Source organism: Pseudomonas sp. 2hn, assembly GCF_019646095.1.
GTDB lineage: Bacteria > Pseudomonadota > Gammaproteobacteria > Pseudomonadales > Pseudomonadaceae > Aquipseudomonas > Aquipseudomonas peradeniyensis.
Genome location: NZ_CP081016.1, coordinates 2,040,001 through 2,057,990, shown reverse-complemented (window position 1 = coordinate 2,057,990; position 17,990 = coordinate 2,040,001). Strand labels below are relative to the sequence as shown.

At 55.4% G+C, this 17,990-nt stretch carries 14 protein-coding genes, 2 tRNA genes, 3 rRNA genes and 1 pseudogene (1 of these 20 running past the window's edge); 7 read left to right on the top strand and 13 right to left on the bottom strand.

Features of this window, described 5'->3' with window-relative positions:
* Positions 1-23: 23 nt before the first annotated feature.
* The gene (locus tag K2O50_RS09400) at positions 24-1,103 is read right to left on the bottom strand and encodes an extracellular solute-binding protein (RefSeq protein WP_050704895.1); all 1,080 of its coding nucleotides are present in this window, start codon (positions 1,101-1,103) and stop codon (positions 24-26) included.
* A 102-nt stretch (positions 1,104-1,205) separates the two neighbouring features.
* On the opposite strand from K2O50_RS09400, the gene K2O50_RS09395 reads away from it, so the two are divergent.
* Positions 1,206-2,096: a LysR family transcriptional regulator gene (locus K2O50_RS09395; protein WP_050704894.1), complete on the top strand. Its 891-nt coding sequence runs from the start codon at positions 1,206-1,208 to the stop codon at positions 2,094-2,096.
* Positions 2,097-2,218: 122 nt separating this feature from the next.
* Positions 2,219-2,689, top strand: coding sequence for an LEA type 2 family protein (locus K2O50_RS09390; protein WP_050704893.1), 471 nt, complete (start codon positions 2,219-2,221; stop codon positions 2,687-2,689).
* 24 nt (positions 2,690-2,713) lie between these two features.
* On the opposite strand, the gene K2O50_RS09385 is transcribed toward K2O50_RS09390, so the two are convergent.
* Positions 2,714-3,655 (bottom strand): carbon-nitrogen hydrolase family protein, encoded by a 942-nt coding sequence (locus K2O50_RS09385; RefSeq protein WP_050704892.1) that lies wholly within the window; start codon positions 3,653-3,655, stop codon positions 2,714-2,716.
* 66 nt (positions 3,656-3,721) lie between these two features.
* Positions 3,722-3,985, bottom strand: coding sequence for a hypothetical protein (locus tag K2O50_RS09380; protein WP_050704891.1), 264 nt, complete (start codon positions 3,983-3,985; stop codon positions 3,722-3,724).
* Between the two features lie 132 nt (positions 3,986-4,117).
* Between K2O50_RS09380 and K2O50_RS09375 the strand changes: the two genes are divergently transcribed.
* Positions 4,118-4,438, top strand: coding sequence for a YqjD family protein (locus K2O50_RS09375; protein WP_050704890.1), 321 nt, complete (start codon positions 4,118-4,120; stop codon positions 4,436-4,438).
* 1 nt (position 4,439) lies between these two features.
* On the opposite strand, the pseudogene K2O50_RS09370 reads toward K2O50_RS09375, so the two are convergent.
* Positions 4,440-4,952, bottom strand: a pseudogene (locus K2O50_RS09370) (tRNA-(ms[2]io[6]A)-hydroxylase); the annotation flags it as partial.
* A gap of 142 nt (positions 4,953-5,094) precedes the next feature.
* Between K2O50_RS09370 and K2O50_RS09365 the strand changes: the two are divergent.
* Positions 5,095-6,672 (top strand): recombinase family protein, encoded by a 1,578-nt coding sequence (locus K2O50_RS09365; RefSeq protein WP_220690002.1) that lies wholly within the window; start codon positions 5,095-5,097, stop codon positions 6,670-6,672.
* A gap of 909 nt (positions 6,673-7,581) precedes the next feature.
* On the opposite strand, the gene K2O50_RS09360 is transcribed toward K2O50_RS09365, so the two are convergent.
* On the bottom strand, positions 7,582-8,412 hold the full coding sequence (locus tag K2O50_RS09360) for a TonB family protein (RefSeq protein ID WP_220690001.1): 831 nt from the start codon (positions 8,410-8,412) through the stop codon (positions 7,582-7,584).
* Positions 8,413-8,760: 348 nt separating this feature from the next.
* Between K2O50_RS09360 and K2O50_RS09355 the strand changes: the two genes are divergently transcribed.
* Both K2O50_RS09355 and K2O50_RS09350 read left to right on the top strand, forming a co-directional pair.
* Complete coding sequence (locus K2O50_RS09355) at positions 8,761-9,003, top strand: helix-turn-helix domain-containing protein (protein WP_220690000.1); 243 nt, start codon at positions 8,761-8,763, stop codon at positions 9,001-9,003.
* A gap of 438 nt (positions 9,004-9,441) precedes the next feature.
* Positions 9,442-10,005, top strand: coding sequence for a recombinase family protein (locus K2O50_RS09350; RefSeq protein WP_220689999.1), 564 nt, complete (start codon positions 9,442-9,444; stop codon positions 10,003-10,005).
* Between the two features lie 85 nt (positions 10,006-10,090).
* Here the strand turns inward: K2O50_RS09350 and K2O50_RS09345 are convergent, their stop codons facing one another.
* The 3 genes from K2O50_RS09345 to miaE all read right to left on the bottom strand — a co-directional run bounded on the left by K2O50_RS09345 (position 10,091) and on the right by miaE (position 12,794).
* Entirely contained in the window at positions 10,091-11,341 is a 1,251-nt protein-coding gene (locus tag K2O50_RS09345) for a reverse transcriptase domain-containing protein (protein WP_220689998.1), read from the bottom strand.
* Positions 11,342-12,040: 699 nt separating this feature from the next.
* A complete protein-coding gene (locus K2O50_RS09340) occupies positions 12,041-12,640 on the bottom strand; it encodes a tRNA-(ms[2]io[6]A)-hydroxylase (RefSeq protein WP_220689997.1) in 600 nt (199 codons plus the stop codon).
* Positions 12,630-12,794 (bottom strand): tRNA isopentenyl-2-thiomethyl-A-37 hydroxylase MiaE, encoded by a 165-nt coding sequence (miaE, locus tag K2O50_RS09335; RefSeq protein ID WP_409077811.1) that lies wholly within the window; start codon positions 12,792-12,794, stop codon positions 12,630-12,632. Before miaE ends, K2O50_RS09340 begins: the two co-directional genes overlap by 11 nt.
* Before the next feature lie 156 nt (positions 12,795-12,950).
* On the opposite strand from miaE, the gene K2O50_RS09330 reads away from it, so the two are divergent.
* Positions 12,951-13,814 (top strand): universal stress protein, encoded by an 864-nt coding sequence (locus K2O50_RS09330; RefSeq protein WP_050704888.1) that lies wholly within the window; start codon positions 12,951-12,953, stop codon positions 13,812-13,814.
* 219 nt (positions 13,815-14,033) lie between these two features.
* Here the strand turns inward: K2O50_RS09330 and rrf are convergent.
* The 5 genes from rrf to K2O50_RS09305 all read right to left on the bottom strand — a co-directional run.
* Positions 14,034-14,149, bottom strand: a 5S ribosomal RNA gene (gene rrf / locus K2O50_RS09325).
* A 131-nt stretch (positions 14,150-14,280) separates the two neighbouring features.
* Positions 14,281-17,173 (bottom strand): 23S ribosomal RNA (locus K2O50_RS09320).
* Between the two features lie 245 nt (positions 17,174-17,418).
* Positions 17,419-17,494: transfer RNA gene (locus K2O50_RS09315), tRNA-Ala, on the bottom strand.
* A 24-nt stretch (positions 17,495-17,518) separates the two neighbouring features.
* Positions 17,519-17,595: transfer RNA gene (locus tag K2O50_RS09310), tRNA-Ile, on the bottom strand.
* 86 nt (positions 17,596-17,681) lie between these two features.
* Positions 17,682-17,990 (bottom strand): 16S ribosomal RNA (locus K2O50_RS09305) (it continues 1,228 nt past the right edge of the window).
* The 16S, 23S and 5S rRNA genes sit together here with 2 tRNA genes alongside, the layout of an rRNA operon.

Sequence of the window (17,990 nt, the reverse complement as noted above, 5' to 3'; positions counted from 1 at the left end):
GGTCTGTCTCCTGTCGTTGTTGTTCACTGGCGGCTGCGGAAGGCGGTCCACAGGCGGTTGCGCTGGCGCAGGTCGGACAACGCCATGCTGCGGTCGGCGAACAGGCGCTGGCGCACCTCGGCCGACGGGTAGATGTCCGGGTCGTTGCGGATCGCCGCGTCCACCAGCGGCGTGGCGGCCTGGTTGGCGTTGGCGAAGAACAGCGTGTTGGTCAGTGCCGCCACCGATTCGGGGCGCAGCATGAAGGCGATGAAGGCGCGGGCCGCCTCGGGATGCGGCGCGTCCTTGGGAATCACCAGGTTGTCCTGCCAGACCAGCGTGCCCTCGCGGGGGATGCGGTAGATCAGCTCGAACGGCTTGCCGGCGCGGCGGGCCTGGTCGGCGGCCATGGCCGCGTCGCCGTTGTAGGTCAGCGCCAGGCACACGCTGCCGTTGGCCAGGTCGTTGATCTGGCGACCGTTGGCCACGTAGCTGATCGAGGGCTGCAACTGCTGCAACAACGCCTGGGCAGCGTCCAGATCGGCCTTGCTCTGGCTGTACGGGTCCTTGCCCAGGTAGTTGAGGGTCAGGCCGATCACCTCCTGGGGCGAGTCCGGCATGGCGATTCCGCAGTCCTTCAGGCGGCTGGCGTACTCGGGCTTGAACAGCAGGTCGAGGCTGTCCAGTGGCACGTCACCGAGGCGCTGGCGCACGGCCTCGACATTCACCCCCAGCCCCAGCGTGCCCCAGGTGTACGGCACGGCATGGCGGTTGCCGGGGTCGGCCTCGGCCAGCTTGGCCAGCAGGTCCGGGTCGAGGTTGGCGTAGCCGGGCAGCGCCTGGGCATCGAGCGGCTGCAAGGCGCCGGCCTTGAGCGCCCGGGCCAGTACCGTGGCCGACGGCACCACCACGTCGTAGCCACTGCCGCCGGTCAGCAGCTTGGTCTCCAGCACCTCGGTGGTGTCAAAGGTGTCGTAGCGGACCTTGTAGCCGGTCTCCTGCTCGAACCGCGCCAGGGTTTGCGGGGCGACATAGTCGGCCCAGCTGTACAGGTTGACGACCTTCTCCTCGGCCTGCAGCGGCAGGGCGATCAACAATGAAAGCAGGCACAACGTTCGACGCATGGCGGGCACCTCGGCGTGGGGGTGGATGCCGCCAGCATGCGTGCCGGGTTACATTGTAAAAATGGCAACTATTCAAAGCTGACATTCATCAGGACCAATGTGATGCTCGGACAACTGCACGACCCCGACCTGCACCTGCTGCGGCTGTTCGTCACTGTAGTCGAGGCCGGCGGCTTCAGCGCCGCCCAGGGCGTGCTGGGGCTCAGCCAGCCCAGCATCAGCCAGCAGATGGCCAGGCTCGAGACCCGCCTGGGCTATCGCCTGTGCAGCCGTGGCAAGGGCGGTTTCCGGCTGACCGAGAAAGGCCAGCTGCTGCTCCAGGCGACCCGCGGCCTGCTGCTGCAGATCGAGCAGTTCCGCCAGCAGGCCAACGGCGTGGCCGGACGCCTGCTCGGCAGGCTGCGCATTGGCCTGGCCGAGAACCAGGACCGCGAGGTCACCTTGCGCCTGGCCCGGGCCATCGCCCGGTTTCGCCAACGTGACGAGCAGGTGCGCCTGGAGGTGACCTGCGCACCACCCGCCGAACTCGAGCGGCTGTTGCTGGAGCAGCGCCTGGACTGCGCCATCAGCTACTTCTCCGGCAACCAGGCGGCATTCGATTACCTGCCATTGTTCGAGGAACGCCAGCGACTCTACTGTGGCCAGGGGCATGAACTGTTCGACCAGGCCCGGATCAGTCGCGAGCAATTGCTGGAGGCCGACCAGGTCTGCCATCCCTACCGCTTTCTCAAGCAGGGCGAACCCTTCCAGAGCAGGCGCAGTCTGGCGGTGGCGGAACAGATCGACAGCGCGCTGACGTTGATCCTGTCGGGACGGCATATTGGCTACCTGCCCCGCCACTGCGCCGCGCCCTGGGAAGCCCAGGGACTGTTGCGGGCACTGGACCCGACACTGGATTTCGTGGTGCCGTTCACCTTGGCGCGGCACCGTGGGCAGGAGCCCGGTGAAGCGCAGCAGGCGTTCATGGAGGATCTGCGCAGTACATTCGCTTGAATCGGGCCGGTCTGCGGTCCGTCGCAGGCAAGCCCGCTCCCACAGGAACCGCACATTCCTTGATTGCGGCGCCATGCATTTGCCACACTGAGGACTCGCCCGTGTCCCGAGCCTCTATCACCATGTATGCCCGCGCCTGCCTGATCCTGCTGCTGACCCTTGGCCTGAGTGCCTGCGCCCTGTTCCAGGGCCGTGACCCGCTGAATATCAGCGTGATCGGCATCGATCCCCTGCCCGGCCAGGACCTGGAGCTGCGCATGGCGGTGAAGATCCGCGTGCAGAACCCCAACGAAACCCCGGTGGATTTCAACGGCATCGCCCTCAACCTGGAAGTCAATGACCAGCCCCTGGCCGCCGGCGTGAGCGATCAGCGCGGGCATATCGGTCGCTATGACGAAGCGGTGATCGTGGTGCCGGTGAGCATCACCGCCTTCGCCTTCCTGCGCCAGGCCTATGGCCTGAGCCGGGTTGAATCCCTGCAGGGTCTGCCCTATGTGCTGCGTGGCAAACTGGCGAGCGGCCCGCTGGGCACCGTGCGCTTCACTGACAAAGGCAAACTCGACCTGCCCGCCGCCACCAATGCCGGCTGGTAAACCTGTTCTCAGGTAAACGAACGATCACTCGCCAGCACGGGTGGAGCCGACAAAGCGCACGCCGGGACGCGGACGCTCGTCCACGCTGAGCTCGAACACATCCGGCCGCGCATAGTGGCCGACCACATCGAAGTCGTAGCGCGCACGCACCAGGTCGTCGGTATCGACCTCGGCGCAGAGCAGCCCGCGCTCGCCCACCAGCGGCCCGGCCAGCACCTCGCCGAGGGGGCCGACGATCACGCTGCCGCCATTGATCAACGGCCGCTCGGCCGGCCAGTTGGCCACCTCAAGGCCCAGCGCCGCCGGTGAATCCTGCACCTGGCAGGCGCTGATGACAAAACAGCGTCCTTCGGCGGCGATATGGCGCATGCTGACCTGCCACAGCTCGCGCTCGTCCACCGTCGGCGCGCACCACAGTTGCACGCCCTTGGCGTACATGGCGGTGCGCAGCAGCGGCATGTAGTTCTCCCAGCACACCGCCGCGCCGATGCGCCCGACGCGGCCCTCCACCACCGGCAGCGTGGAGCCGTCGCCCTTGCCCCAGATCAGCCGCTCGGTGCCGGTGGGCATCAGCTTGCGGTGCTTGGCCACCAGGCCGCCCTCAGGCTCGAAAAACAGCACGGTGCAGTACAGGGTGTTGCCGCTGCGCTCGATCACGCCGAGCACCAGGCTCGCCCCGGTGCGCGCCGACAGTCCGGCCAGCGCCTCGGTTTCGGCACCCGGTACATCGATGGCGTTGGCGAAATAGCGGGCGAAGGCTTCACGCCCTTCGGGCAGGCGATAGCCGAGCTGGGTACCGAAGCCCTCGCCTTTCGGGTAGCCGCCGAGCAACGCCTCGGGCATCACCACCAGGCTGGCGCCGGCCTTGCCGATGGCCTGCTCGTAGCCGAGGATCTGTTCCAGGGTGGCGGCCTTGCCCGCAGGCAGCGAACCGATCTGCAGGGCGGCAACGATGGATCTTGGCATCTTGGGGACTCCTGTCTGAAGAACGCCGAATGGTGCGCGCCGCCGTACCGGAAGTGTCCGCCTGACTCAGCGGTTGGCGCTGGCGGCGGCCATCATCTTGTTCACTTCACTGCGTACCAGCTGATTGAATTCCACAGGCGACATGCCGTCGAGCTCGGCGCGCACCCATTCGGCCCACTTGCCCTTGCGCCGCGGCTTCTCCGCGATCAGCCGCGCCGCCTCGCCCTTGGCCTTGCCCAGGTTGTTCTGCCAGTACTCGAACAAACGGGCCTTCTCTGCCTCGATCTGCGCCCGTTCCTGGAAGCTCATGTTGGCCAGATTGAAACTCATGGGGGTATTACCTGCCGCTGGAAAATGGGCGCTATCTTACACTGTAGCGACGCGCCATCGGTACGCCGCTGCAACTTTCCCGGCGCCGTGGCATCCACTGTTCAACGCCCAACCCTTCACGAGGATGTGTACATGGCCAGGAAAACCGCCACGCAAGCCGACAACGACCAGATCAAGGATCAGGTGTTCAGTGAGCTGCAGGCCTTGATCGAAGAGTCCGAGAAACTGCTCAGCGACAGCGCGTCGCTGGTGGGAGAGGAAGCAGAAGGCCTGCGCGCGCAGCTCGGCCTGAAACTGCGGCAGGCCCGAGACGCCACCGGCCGGCTGGGCCGCAAGGCGCAGCCCGCAGTCGAGGCGACCCAGGAGTACATCGGTGGCCACCCGTGGCAGACAGTGGCGATCTCGGCAGGCTTTGGCCTTGTGGTCGGGTTGCTGCTCGGTCGCCGGCAATAGCTCAGGCCGCTTGTGCCATCGGAATCCCGCTGTGGAAGCGCAGCTCCTGGTCGGGTGAGGTGATCAGCCCGGCCTCCGCCTCGCGCACCTGCTCCACCACCCGGGCGATATCCGCTTCGTCACCGTACTGGTGAGCCAGCTTCAGGTAGCCCTGGTAGTGCCGAGCCTCGCTCTTGAGCAGGCCGTGGTAGAAGGTGCCGAGCTCTTCGTCCAGGTGCGGCACCAGGGCGGCGAAGCGCTCGCAGCTGCGCGCTTCGATGAAAGCCCCCACCACCAGGGTATCCACCAGCTTGACCGGCTCATGGGCACGCACCAGCCGGCGCAGGCCCGAGGCATAGCGCCCGGCCGAGACCGGACGCAGCGGCACGCCGCGGCGCTTCATCAGGCGCAGCACCTGCTCGTGGTGCACCAGTTCCTCGCGGGCCAGACGCGACATCATGTTGATCAGGTCGAGGTGGGTGTTGTACTTGGCGATCAGGCTCAGCGCGGTGCTGGCCGCCTTGAACTCGCTATTGTCTGCGGTGTACCTACCAACCGTGGGACCAAGTGAAATTAAAATGCTTGAATGTTTAGAAACTGGATTTTTCGTGGTGTAATTTAGACATAAAAGGCACCACCCGAACCCAACCAAACAACTTTACAACGAAGGACAATTGATGCCCTACGCAGTTGGCTATGCGCGCTTTTCTAGTATCAAACAAGGCAAAGGTACAAGTCTAGCCCGCCAAAAAGAATTGATTGCAGAATGGATAAACAACAACAAAGAATACCAAATATACCCGAAAACCTTCCAAGATTTGGGCCGATCAGCTTCAAAGGGTGACCACCTGAAACATGGCTTCGGAAAGTTGTTGCAAGCTATCGAGCAGAAAGAAATAGGAGAAGGAGACGTCATCCTCGTTGAAGCAATCGATAGGATCGGCAGGCTACCCGAACTGCAAATGTTCTCCCTGATCAACGAAATTATCAAGTCAAAGGTCAAGATCGTAACACTAGAAGATGGAGTAACGTACGGCCCTGACATCAAGACAGATCAAATATGGACTCTTCTCGGGAAAGTCCAGCAGGCTTTCCATTACAGCCAGTCTTTATCTAAGCGCATCAGCGCAAGTTATCGGAGACGCGAAGAAAGCGCCAAAACTGGAATCATTCCCAAGCGCAGAACCCCCATATGGTTAACATCTGACGGCAAACTCAAAGACGGTATAGCTGCCGCAATTAAGGATGCATTTGAAGACGCCTTGGCAGGGCTCGGCGAAAGAAGAATTCTTAGAAACCTGAAAGGCAAGCATTCGGCATTTGAACGTATAAACCCCAGCACCATCAGGCGATGGCTCACAAACAAGACAGCAATTGGATACTGGAAAGAACACAAAATCTACCCAGCCGTTGTTTCTGAAGAGCTGTTTTATCAGGTACAACAACGGTTCGAGGATGAATATAAACCGGCCACAGCCCCACGCACCTATTTCCTTTCAGGACTCATCAAATGCGGTGAGTGCGGTGCAAACATGCAAATAAAAGTAAACAAACACAGTCCATTTTCGATGCACTGTAGCACCAGATGTAAATTCGGTGACGCTCGATGCCCAAACGGGAAATCGTTCCCAGTGCCAGTTCTTATGCACATCTGCCAAGACACCGCGACATCAGCAGTCGAAACAGCCATGCAAAGAACCCAACTAACCATTCAAAGAAAAGAAATTATAGTAATTGATGGAAAACTTCGAGAAGCAACAAAAATCATTGAAAACCTGACGCATCTACAAGCACTCCACGGCGTTATACCTGAACTCAATCAACAACTCACAAACGCTATCGAAAGCCGCAGGGCACTCGAAAATCAAAAGCACGCACTAAACATTGAACTCGAAGAAAACCATTGCAGGTACGAAGAGGCATGGGACTACCAATACGAACTAATCGAAGATAACCCGATGCGTCTAAACGCATTACTACAGAGTGCAAACTACAACCTAACCTGCTTTAACGATGGACGAATCAAAGCCAACACCACTGGGAACGAATTCAGCTCCTCAAGTTACACCGGATACGACCGGAAAAAACAAGCATATAAGGTGCTAGTTGGCGACACGATAAAACACGTTTTCAACAAGCAGGGAACCATCGCACTCGGACGAACCACCACCCTCCGTAAGATGCTTGAAGAACGGAGGTCAGTTAAACTAGGACAACAGGAAGACCAGCACAGCACAGAATGTGAAAACCACTGATTTTTATAAATCGATCCCACGGTAGAAGAAAAAGAAACCACGACTGTTCTGGAACATGACTTACAAAGTACCAGATCAAACCCAAACGCCTACAGGCTGCGGCTTGCAGGCCAGCCCAACCCTATGATCTTTAATTCTCTTTCTGAAGAGGGACATCCTAATCAAGAAACGAATACAGAGACAAGAATAAGTTAAAAGAAATGACATTCAAAAGACAAAAGACCATCATCCAAGATCGATTCAAAGATTCCAAGATCAAGTGCGATCCAGCACACCCAACATACGAAAACATTCTAGAAGCACTGTACGTTCTCACGTACATGAATCCAGGCAACCTAAAAACCCCCAGGGGTTTCCACATCCGAACTCGTTTCACTGACTTAATGAACTTATCGGAGTACAGCGCACACATTCGAAATTTCTTTGTACAAAAGTCCAGCTACAACCCACCACGAATTACCGTATGCGAAACTGACAACACGGGTGTGCACCATCACCATGCATTGGTGATAGATGACAGCAAAGATAGAATTTACAGTTTGCACCACCTTCACGCCAAACTGAAAAAAGCAGGCAGGCTGGCGGATTACTCGATAATCCCGCCAACCCAAGACCGATATGGTAACTATCTAATCACGCGACACGACCAAGATCGCTACTTCGAATGGATGAGCTACATTGCCAAAACCTGGTCCAAACTGTGTAGACACCAAATGTGGAGTGGTAGCCGGTCAGTTACATCTTCATTATCTCAATGGCGGGTGGATGGAAAACCGAAACTTAACCCACCCACCAATGAAGACAGACCATTAAGCAGCACTGCGTGCGATCTGAGCGGCTTTATAGGGCTCCCCATGGCACCCCTACAGGCCGCTCCCCAGAATGCCACCAGGGTGCCTACAGAGCCATTTAAAACGTCAGATCCTGTGGCGTAAGTACAATACTGAAACTGCTATGGTTGGAATACTCACCACGTGACATTTCTTGAACCTCTGGAAGAACTCCGATGTTCTTTACTGCATTGACGGCGGACTGGTCGTAGGCATGATCGCCACTGGCCTTCTCTACAGCCACCGTTCGAATTGTGCCGTCTGGCAACATAGAAATTCGTAGTTTCACGGAAAGACCGGGGCGAGCAGACGGCGGACGTGCCCAGCCTTCTGCTGCTCGTGCCTTGATCAACTCATCGAAATGGCTGGCGACATCAACACCACGGGATATCTGGGGTACAACCCCTTTCATCGCAACCTGCGGGGAAAATGCTAGGCAGTTAACCAGATACGCGCCTAGTCCAAACTCAGCGCGTCTGCACTGAAAGTACATATTCGCCCCAGGTTTTACCTGTGAAGCAAACTCCAAACTGCTTTGCATGCCGGTCATCAAGTACTGATTGTTCTTCTGCTCCCATGGCCCAGCCTGAAAGCGCTCCAGAACTACAGTGACTGCATGCGGTGTCCCAGCTCCAACTATGAAGTACGTTCCCATGTTGTCTACCAAAACCTTATCTACGCGACCGTAGTAAATCTTTGGTACCCCGTACTTGAGCCGGGCAGCAGCTTGGTTGAGTCGCCACTCATCAGCAACCAGCCCAGCGTTGGTTGCTGCTTTAAAATTCCAACCTGTGGAGGTAAGCATTTCTTGTAGTCGGTCATTGAAAACCGAACCATCGCCGGACGTGAAACCTTGTGCATTTACGGCTACGGAAACAAACGCCAGTACAGCAGCCATTTTGAATTTCATGACTTGTCCTTAAGTCCAATTACATACGTGGCTCAATCGTTTGCAAACGAAGCCGCTTGCTCATCGCAGGCACACCCCATAGGAACATGATCAAGGCGAGTAGAAGAATCGCAGAGCAGACCAGGACACCAACACCAGTAGCCTGCCTGATAGACCAGACAAGTCCGAACTCGAAAGCGCAAACCCCAGCGACCGCAGCAGTTGGTAGGCTGATGGCTGCCAGGAACAGAGCAACGTAGGTTTTCAAAGCACGACCTCATCAAGAGAAGGATAAATTACCAGTATACTGTGAAGACGTTCCTACGACCATCCCGGACATTGACTGGCTTTTAGGCCGGAGTCAGGAACGTGGAGATCGGGGAAGCTTTCGGGAAGGTGTTGCGGCAGAAACGAAAGGAGGCCGGTTTGACGCAGGAGCAGCTATCCTACGAAGCCGACATCCAACGCAACTACGTCAGCCTGATCGAACGCGGTATCCATCAACCGACGATTACGGTCCTATTCAAGCTTGCGAGCGCTCTATCCTGCTCCCCTACCCAACTGATAAGTGAGGTGGAGTTGCTAATGAGCAACACCACCCCAAGCCCTTAACCCTTTCGCGCGACGCTACGCCTGCACTGGGAATACCAGTAGCTGCCAGGCAATTCGTCCTGCATTCGGGTCATGCTGACGATGATTCTGCGGAGGCAACGTATGCCCTCCGGCTATCGCTATCTCATCACCACAAGCCGTACAACGGTAGATACCTGGGTGGGGCGCTGCCGTCCCAGGGCTGTGGGTTGAATCAAAGGCTTCGTGTGTGGAGTGAGCTAACAGCCCCCCGTTTTTGTAAAGCGCCATATGTGTCCCTCGTTGGATGGTGGCGAGCAAACGATAGCCCATGGCCAGCACTCTTCAAGTCTGGTGTCTTAAACGACCGTTTTTGACCCTGTACAGTTGCACCACAGAACTAGGCTCAAAAACCAGCCTTGCCTTTCTGACACCACGATATATTATGAGACCACCTTTTTGAGACCAAATAACAACACCATGTCCCGGACATTTCTATACGCTCGTGTGAGCACATCCGACCAAACCACTGACAACCAACTTGAGGAAGTCAAGTCCGCAGGCTTTGAGATTGCACCCTTCAGGGTAGTGACAGAAACCGTTTCCGGCAGCATACCTACTAGCGACCGAAAAGCCTTCACTGCATTGATGCAGCGAATGGAGCCTGGAGACATTTTACTAGTTACAAAGCTAGATCGGCTTGGCCGTAATGCAATGGATGTACGCACAACCGTCGAGAACCTAGCCAACCTGGGAATCAAGGTTCATTGCTTGGCTTTGGGTGGCGTTGACCTGACCAGCCCGGCAGGAAAGATGACAATGAGTGTTATTGCCGCTGTTGCAGAGTTTGAAAGAGACCTGTTGATTGAGCGAACGGCATCGGGGCTCGATCGCGCAAAAGCCCAAGGTAAAAAGCTAGGCCGACCAATCGCGGCGTCAACAGAGCAGGTTAAGAAATATAAATCCCAAGGTAACAGTCAGTCAGAAACTGCATCATCCTTGGGAGTTAGCCTGAGCACTGTGAAGCGGCTATGGAACAAGTGAATTCATTGAAATATGGCGGGGTGGGTAGTATAAAATCATACCACCCTATTTTTAGCACTAAACCCTATTGGGGCCCCATTAACCATCAAGCCTTGTCTTCCTGTCGAAATATATCCTCCAGCAAGCTAACCCCCATCACCTTCTGACGCATCCGGTAGTCAGCTCCAACCAAGACACGTTTTATTTCCAGCTCAAGCTGATTCAACTTTTCAGATATTTTCTCATCGAGGCTTCTAGCCAACTGCTCGCCATTGCAAAATGAGAATGACTTTCCCCAACCCCAGACAATTCTGTTAATTTTCGTCACTGCTTGGGCGTAGCAGCCAACAGCAAACAGCTCCCCACCATCAATAATGTGCTTCGCAGCATATTTTGCCTGCCTGATCTCATCATCAATCTTGGATAACAAATTCCCCCTAGCCTTCTTGCATGGTTGCACCAGACCAGGGGTTACTTGGCACCCTAGAAAATCAAAACCATCAGAAACACGCCCGTGGGAGGCCTTATCACTTGCTTCATACGGTGAGTAAGCGTTGAGCCCTACCCGCTTCAAGATTGCGGACGCACGCCTGAATGCAGAAGAAACATCTTTTTCTGTGGAGCCAAGAATGACAAAATCATCAATATAGCGAATACACGTTACGCCAGCCGAATTCATTTCACGATCAAATTCAGCCAAATACAGATTTGCAACCAAGGGCGAAAGAGGTGACCCTTGGGCAACGCCATCCATACCAATAGGGAAAAACTCCGCCAGCCTCTGACGACTTAAATCCGTCAGATTTGAAAGAGTTGTTTCAATCGAAGACTGAAACAAACGAAAGAAATCATCACTTGGCACATGCTTACGCATCTCATTAAGCACCAAGCTACGATTTACCTTCGTGAAAAAACTAGGAATATCAGAGCGAACATAAAATTTCGCCCCCAAGGCAAACTCTTGCTTAAGCCGAAAAATCGCAGCCTCGACAGACTTCCCTCTGATCCCGCCAAAGCTAGTCGGCACACTTAGAACCGAATCAACATATGAAACATGTGCTTGCAACACATCAAGCACTGCCCTTTGCACTATGCGATTTTCAATTGGTGATATAACCAGAGGCCTTGGGTCTTTTCCTTCACGCCTTTTCGCTATCCCTTTCTGAGGTTTAAAAACAAATGAACCACTTTTCAACCGCGCCTGGATACGACGCAGATTTGAGATGGAGTCAGCTTCGAATTCATTTGAGCTATTACGAATTTCCTCAGATGAAGAAAACTGCGCACTTGACTTTACTACACGCCAAGCGTTCTGAAGAGTCTTCATTTTTCTAACTTGCAGAAAGAGATCAACCATCCATGTATCCCCGCTGTCCTGTTCATTGGGGCTCACCGGCAAACCTACCCCAACTGCTAGACGGACTACCTACCTTCGGGAGACCTTGATGCATTCACTGCAATCTCGGACGCGACCCGGACAGCGCCATCATATGAGACGACCCTGCCGCTGGGCACACTGGGTTCGACACCGCTACGCAGTTCGATCAGCACGCCAGCCAAGCAGAAGGTGCACAGCACTACGGCAAACCCCCCGGATGCCACATTGGCACGTTTTTGCATGACGATTGATTCACGGCACTATTCTCCACTTTGGTAATGCTACCTTTTTGAAGGTTGCCGTCAACCTCGCCTCGAAAGCCCTCCAGCGAACGCTGAGAGCGCCCGACAGCGACACGCCATGCGGCCCCACACGAAGCCCCGCCCTGAAATTAAAGCTATCTACCGTCCGATGAGCCCCCGATACTTCATTCGTGGGAGTTCCGGCATACAACATAGCAGTCGGGCGAACCTTCCTACCTTCGGGAGACCTTGATGCATTCACTGCAATCTCGGACGCGACCCGGACAGCGCCATCATATGAGACGACCCTGCCGCTGGGCACACTGGGTTCGACACCGCTACGCAGTTCGATCAGCACGCCAGCCAAGCGGTTTGATGGTATCACCGTTGTGATTAAAAAAGGGACAGTGCAGTGACCTAACCGAGGAAAACGGAGTCAGGTAGGTATGCCACTGTGGAATCTGAACTCGCAATCTGGGCTGTTGATCAACTCAGCCTCTGCCGAACGCACCTTCTCAATCGTTTTAGCCACATCGGCGTCATCACCATATTGATAGGCCAGCTTCAGGTAGCCTTGGAAATGCCGTGCTTCGCTTTTCAGAAGGCCGTGATAGAACCGGCCAAGCTCTTCATCGAGATGTGGTACCAACGACTCGAACCGTTCGCAACTGCGTGCCTCAATGAAAGCCCCTACGACTAGCGTATCCACCAGTTTGGCAGGCTCATGGGCACGCACCACCTTTCGAAGCCCCGAGGCATAGCGTCCCGCCGAAATGGGACGAAGCGGGATACCACGCCGCTTCATCAAGCGCAGCACCTGTTCATGATGCACAAGCTCTTCGCGGGCTAACCTCGACATCATGTTAATGAGGTCGATGTGGGTGTTGTACTTGGCGATCAAGCTCAAGGCAGTGCTGGCAGCCTTGAACTCACAGTTCTTATGGTCAATCAGCATCACCTCCTGCTGCTCTAGAGCAGCCTGAACCCATGCATCAGGCGTTCGGCAGGCCAGGAAATCGTGAATTTCAGGCAGCATGATGGTTTCTCCGATTTCGTGGTTGCATTGCCGCCTTTTTCTCGCAGTTCTTGTGATCGATCAGCAGGGTCTCCTGGTCGGCCAGCGCCGCCTCGATCCAGGCATCAGGGGTACGGCAACCGAGGAAGGCGTCGATTTCGGGAATCAGGGACATGGCACTCACAATCACACAGGACATCGGCAGGACCGGCGATTATACCGGCGACCGTGCCGAGTGCCAGTGACTATGCTTGATACATATCAAGCGGCAGCGGCAGCAGCGCCGTCTATAGTCAGGCATTGGCCGCCATTCTGAAGGGAGTTCACGCCCATGCAAGCCGTACGCAGCATCCTTGTCGTCCTCGACCCCGAGCACGCCCACAGCCGTGCCCTGACTCGGGCCAAGCTGATCGCCGGGGTGACCGGCGCGCGCCTGCACCTGCTGATGTGCGACAAGAAGCAGGATCATGACGCGCTGCTCAGCTTGCTCAGCAGCCAGTTGCACGACGACGGTTACGACAGTGTCACCCACGAGCAGCACTGGAAGGACAACCTGCACAAGTCGATCATCCATGTGCAGCAGGCCGAAGGCTGCGAATTGGTGATCAAGGAACATCGGCCGGACAATCCGCTGCGCAAGGCACTGCTCACTCCCAGCGACTGGAAACTGCTGCGCGAATGCCCGTGCGCGGTGCTGATGGTCAAGAGCGAGCGACCATGGACAGGTGGCAAGATCCTGGCGGCCGTGGATGTCGGAAACCAGGACGAGGCCCATCGCCTGCTGCATGCCAGCATCATCGACCATGGCTATGACATCGCCAGCCTGGCCAAGGGCGAACTGCACGTGATCAGTGCCCATCCCTCGCCCATGCTGTCGGCCGCGGACCCGGTCTACCAGCTCACCGAGACCATCGAGAAACGCTATCGCGAGGCATGCCTGGCGTTCCAGGCGGAGTTCGATATCACCGATGACCGCCTGCATATCGCCGAAGGGCCGGCAGATGTGCTGATTCCCTATACCGAGAAGAAGCTCGATGCCGTGGTGACCATTGTCGGTACCGTGGCGCGGACCGGGATCTCCGGGGCATTGATCGGCAATACCGCGGAGGTGGTGCTGGACTCGCTGGAAAGCGATGTACTGGTGCTCAAGAGCGAAGAGGCCAAGGCGCATCTGGCCGAGTTGGCGCGGGGTTGAAAGACGCCACGCGATCCCCTGCAATAACAGAATAGCGTGGGAGCGGGCTTGCCCCGCGATAGGGCCCTAGGCAGGCAGTGATGTTGCCTGGACTTGCCCTTCGCGGGGCAAGCCCGCTCCCACGTTGTGTATTCCACAGCAGAGGTGACGTTGCTTTTCGGAACGCGGAAAAGACAAAACCCCTACCTGCTCGCGCAGATAGGGGTTTTGCGAAATGAATCTTGACGATGACCTACTCTCACATGGGGAAACCCCACACTACCATCGGCGATGCATCGTTTCACTGCTGAGTTCGGGATGGGATCAGGTGGTTCCAATGCTCTATGGTCGTCAAGAAATTCTGTTGCCAGAACATCCAGATGGATACTCCAGCGAATTCGGATATGTGAATTTGTGAAGCTGCGAACTTTCGGTTCTTTCGTCTTCACCACCGCAATCTGCGCTTTGCAAATTGCTTGGGTGTTATATGGTCAAGCCTCACGGGCAATTAGTATTGGTTAGCTCAACGCCTCACAGCGCTTACACACCCAACCTATCAACGTCGTAGTCTTCGACGGCCCTTCAGGGAGCTCAAGGCTCCAGTGAGATCTCATCTTGAGGCAAGTTTCCCGCTTAGATGCTTTCAGCGGTTATCTCTTCCGAACATAGCTACCCGGCAATGCCACTGGCGTGACAACCGGAACACCAGAGGTTCGTCCACTCCGGTCCTCTCGTACTAGGAGCAGCCCCTCTCAAATCTCAAACGTCCACGGCAGATAGGGACCGAACTGTCTCACGACGTTCTAAACCCAGCTCGCGTACCACTTTAAATGGCGAACAGCCATACCCTTGGGACCGGCTTCAGCCCCAGGATGTGATGAGCCGACATCGAGGTGCCAAACACCGCCGTCGATATGAACTCTTGGGCGGTATCAGCCTGTTATCCCCGGAGTACCTTTTATCCGTTGAGCGATGGCCCTTCCATACAGAACCACCGGATCACTAAGACCTACTTTCGTACCTGCTCGACGTGTGTGTCTCGCAGTCAAGCGCGCTTTTGCCTTTATACTCTACGACCGATTTCCGACCGGTCTGAGCGCACCTTCGTACTCCTCCGTTACTCTTTGGGAGGAGACCGCCCCAGTCAAACTACCCACCATACACTGTCCTCGATCCGGATAACGGACCTGAGTTAGAACCTCAAGGTTGCCAGGGTGGTATTTCAAGGATGGCTCCATGAGAACTGGCGTCCCCACTTCAAAGCCTCCCACCTATCCTACACAAGCAAGCTCAAAGTCCAGTGCAAAGCTATAGTAAAGGTTCACGGGGTCTTTCCGTCTAGCCGCGGATACACTGCATCTTCACAGCGATTTCAATTTCACTGAGTCTCGGGTGGAGACAGCGCCGCCATCGTTACGCCATTCGTGCAGGTCGGAACTTACCCGACAAGGAATTTCGCTACCTTAGGACCGTTATAGTTACGGCCGCCGTTTACCGGGGCTTCGATCAAGAGCTTCGCTTGCGCTAACCCCATCAATTAACCTTCCGGCACCGGGCAGGCGTCACACCCTATACGTCCACTTTCGTGTTTGCAGAGTGCTGTGTTTTTAATAAACAGTCGCAGCGGCCTGGTATCTTCGACCGGCGTGGGCTTACGCAGCAAGTGCTTCACCCTCACCGGCGCACCTTCTCCCGAAGTTACGGTGCCATTTTGCCTAGTTCCTTCACCCGAGTTCTCTCAAGCGCCTTGGTATTCTCTACCTAACCACCTGTGTCGGTTTGGGGTACGGTTCCCAGTTATCTGAAGCTTAGGAGCTTTTCTTGGAAGCATGGCATCAACCACTTCGCGCTCTAATGAGCACTCGTCATCAGCTCTCGGCCTTGAGATCCCGGATTTGCCTAAGATCTCAGCCTACCACCTTAAACTTGGACAACCAACGCCAAGCTGGCCTAGCCTTCTCCGTCCCTCCATCGCAATAACTGGAAGTACAGGAATATTAACCTGTTTTCCATCGACTACGCTTTTCAGCCTCGCCTTAGGGACCGACTAACCCTGCGTCGATTAACGTTGCGCAGGAAACCTTGGTCTTTCGGCGTGCGAGTTTTTCACTCGCATTGTCGTTACTCATGTCAGCATTCGCACTTCTGATACCTCCAGCAAGCTTCTCAACTCACCTTCACAGGCTTACAGAACGCTCCTCTACCGCATCACCAAAGGTGATACCCGTAGCTTCGGTGCATGGTTTGAGCCCCGTTACATCTTCCGCGCAGGCCGACTCGACTAGTGAGCTATTACGCTTTCTTTAAAGGGTGGCTGCTTCTAAGCCAACCTCCTAGCTGTCTAAGCCTTCCCACATCGTTTCCCACTTAACCATGACTTTGGGACCTTAGCTGACGGTCTGGGTTGTTTCCCTTTTCACGACGGACGTTAGCACCCGCCGTGTGTCTCCCATGCTCGGCACTTGTAGGTATTCGGAGTTTGCATCGGTTTGGTAAGTCGGGATGACCCCCTAGCCGAAACAGTGCTCTACCCCCTACAGTGATACATGAGGCGCTACCTAAATAGCTTTCGAGGAGAACCAGCTATCTCCGAGCTTGATTAGCCTTTCACTCCGATCCACAGGTCATCCGCTAACTTTTCAACGGTAGTCGGTTCGGTCCTCCAGTCAGTGTTACCTAACCTTCAACCTGCCCATGGATAGATCGCCCGGTTTCGGGTCTATACCCAGCGACTAAAGCGCCCTATTAAGACTCGCTTTCGCTACGCCTCCCCTATTCGGTTAAGCTCGCCACTGAATATAAGTCGCTGACCCATTATACAAAAGGTACGCAGTCACCTAACGAAGTAGGCTCCCACTGCTTGTACGCATACGGTTTCAGGTTCTATTTCACTCCCCTCTCCGGGGTTCTTTTCGCCTTTCCCTCACGGTACTGGTTCACTATCGGTCAGTCAGTAGTATTTAGCCTTGGAGGATGGTCCCCCCATGTTCAGACAAAGTTTCTCGTGCTCCGTCCTACTCGATTTCACTGGCAAGAGATTTTCGTGTACGGGGCTATCACCCACTATGGCCGCACTTTCCAGAGCGTTCCACTAATCTCAAACCAGCTTAAGGGCTGGTCCCCGTTCGCTCGCCACTACTAAGGGAATCTCGGTTGATTTCTTTTCCTCAGGGTACTTAGATGTTTCAGTTCCCCTGGTTCGCCTCTTGCACCTATGTATTCAGTACAAGATAACCAGCTTATGCTGGCTGGGTTCCCCCATTCAGAGATCTCTGGATCACAGTCTGTTTGCCGACTCCCCAAAGCTTATCGCAGGCTACCACGTCTTTCATCGCCTCTGACTGCCAAGGCATCCACCGTATGCGCTTCTTCACTTGACCATATAACCCCAAGCAATCTGGTTATACTGTGAAGACGACATTCGCCGAAAATTCGCATTTCGCTCATTGCTGAGCAGAACTCACAAATTTTACCTTAGCCTGAATAACCAGCAGTGAAACTGGTATTCAGTCTATCTATCACATATCCGAATTTTTAAAGAACGATCTGACAAAAGTCAGAAATCAACATTCACACCGGAATGTTCATTTCTAAGTTCTGAGCAGTGCTGCGAAACCTGAAAGAGTGGTGGAGCCAAGCGGGATCGAACCGCTGACCTCCTGCGTGCAAGGCAGGCGCTCTCCCAGCTGAGCTATGGCCCCATTTACTAGGCCGCACCAAGTAATTGGTAGGTCTGGGCAGATTTGAACTGCCGACCTCACCCTTATCAGGGGTGCGCTCTAACCAACTGAGCTACAGACCTATAACAGGGTCGCGTTACAGCATCGTCTTTACACAATGAATCAAGCAATTCGTGTGGGAGCTCATCAGCAGGCTGATGTCTTCGATTAAGGAGGTGATCCAGCCGCAGGTTCCCCTACGGCTACCTTGTTACGACTTCACCCCAGTCATGAATCACACCGTGGTAACCGTCCTCCCGAAGGTTAGACTAGCTACTTCTGGTGCAACCCACTCCCATGGTGTGACGGGCGGTGTGTACAAGGCCCGGGAACGTATTCACCGCAACATTCTGATTTGCGATTACTAGCGATTCCGACTTCACGCAGTCGAGTTGCAGACTGCGATCCGGACTACGATCGGTTTTGTGAGATTAGCTCCACCTCGCGGCTTGGCAACCCTCTGTACCGACCATTGTAG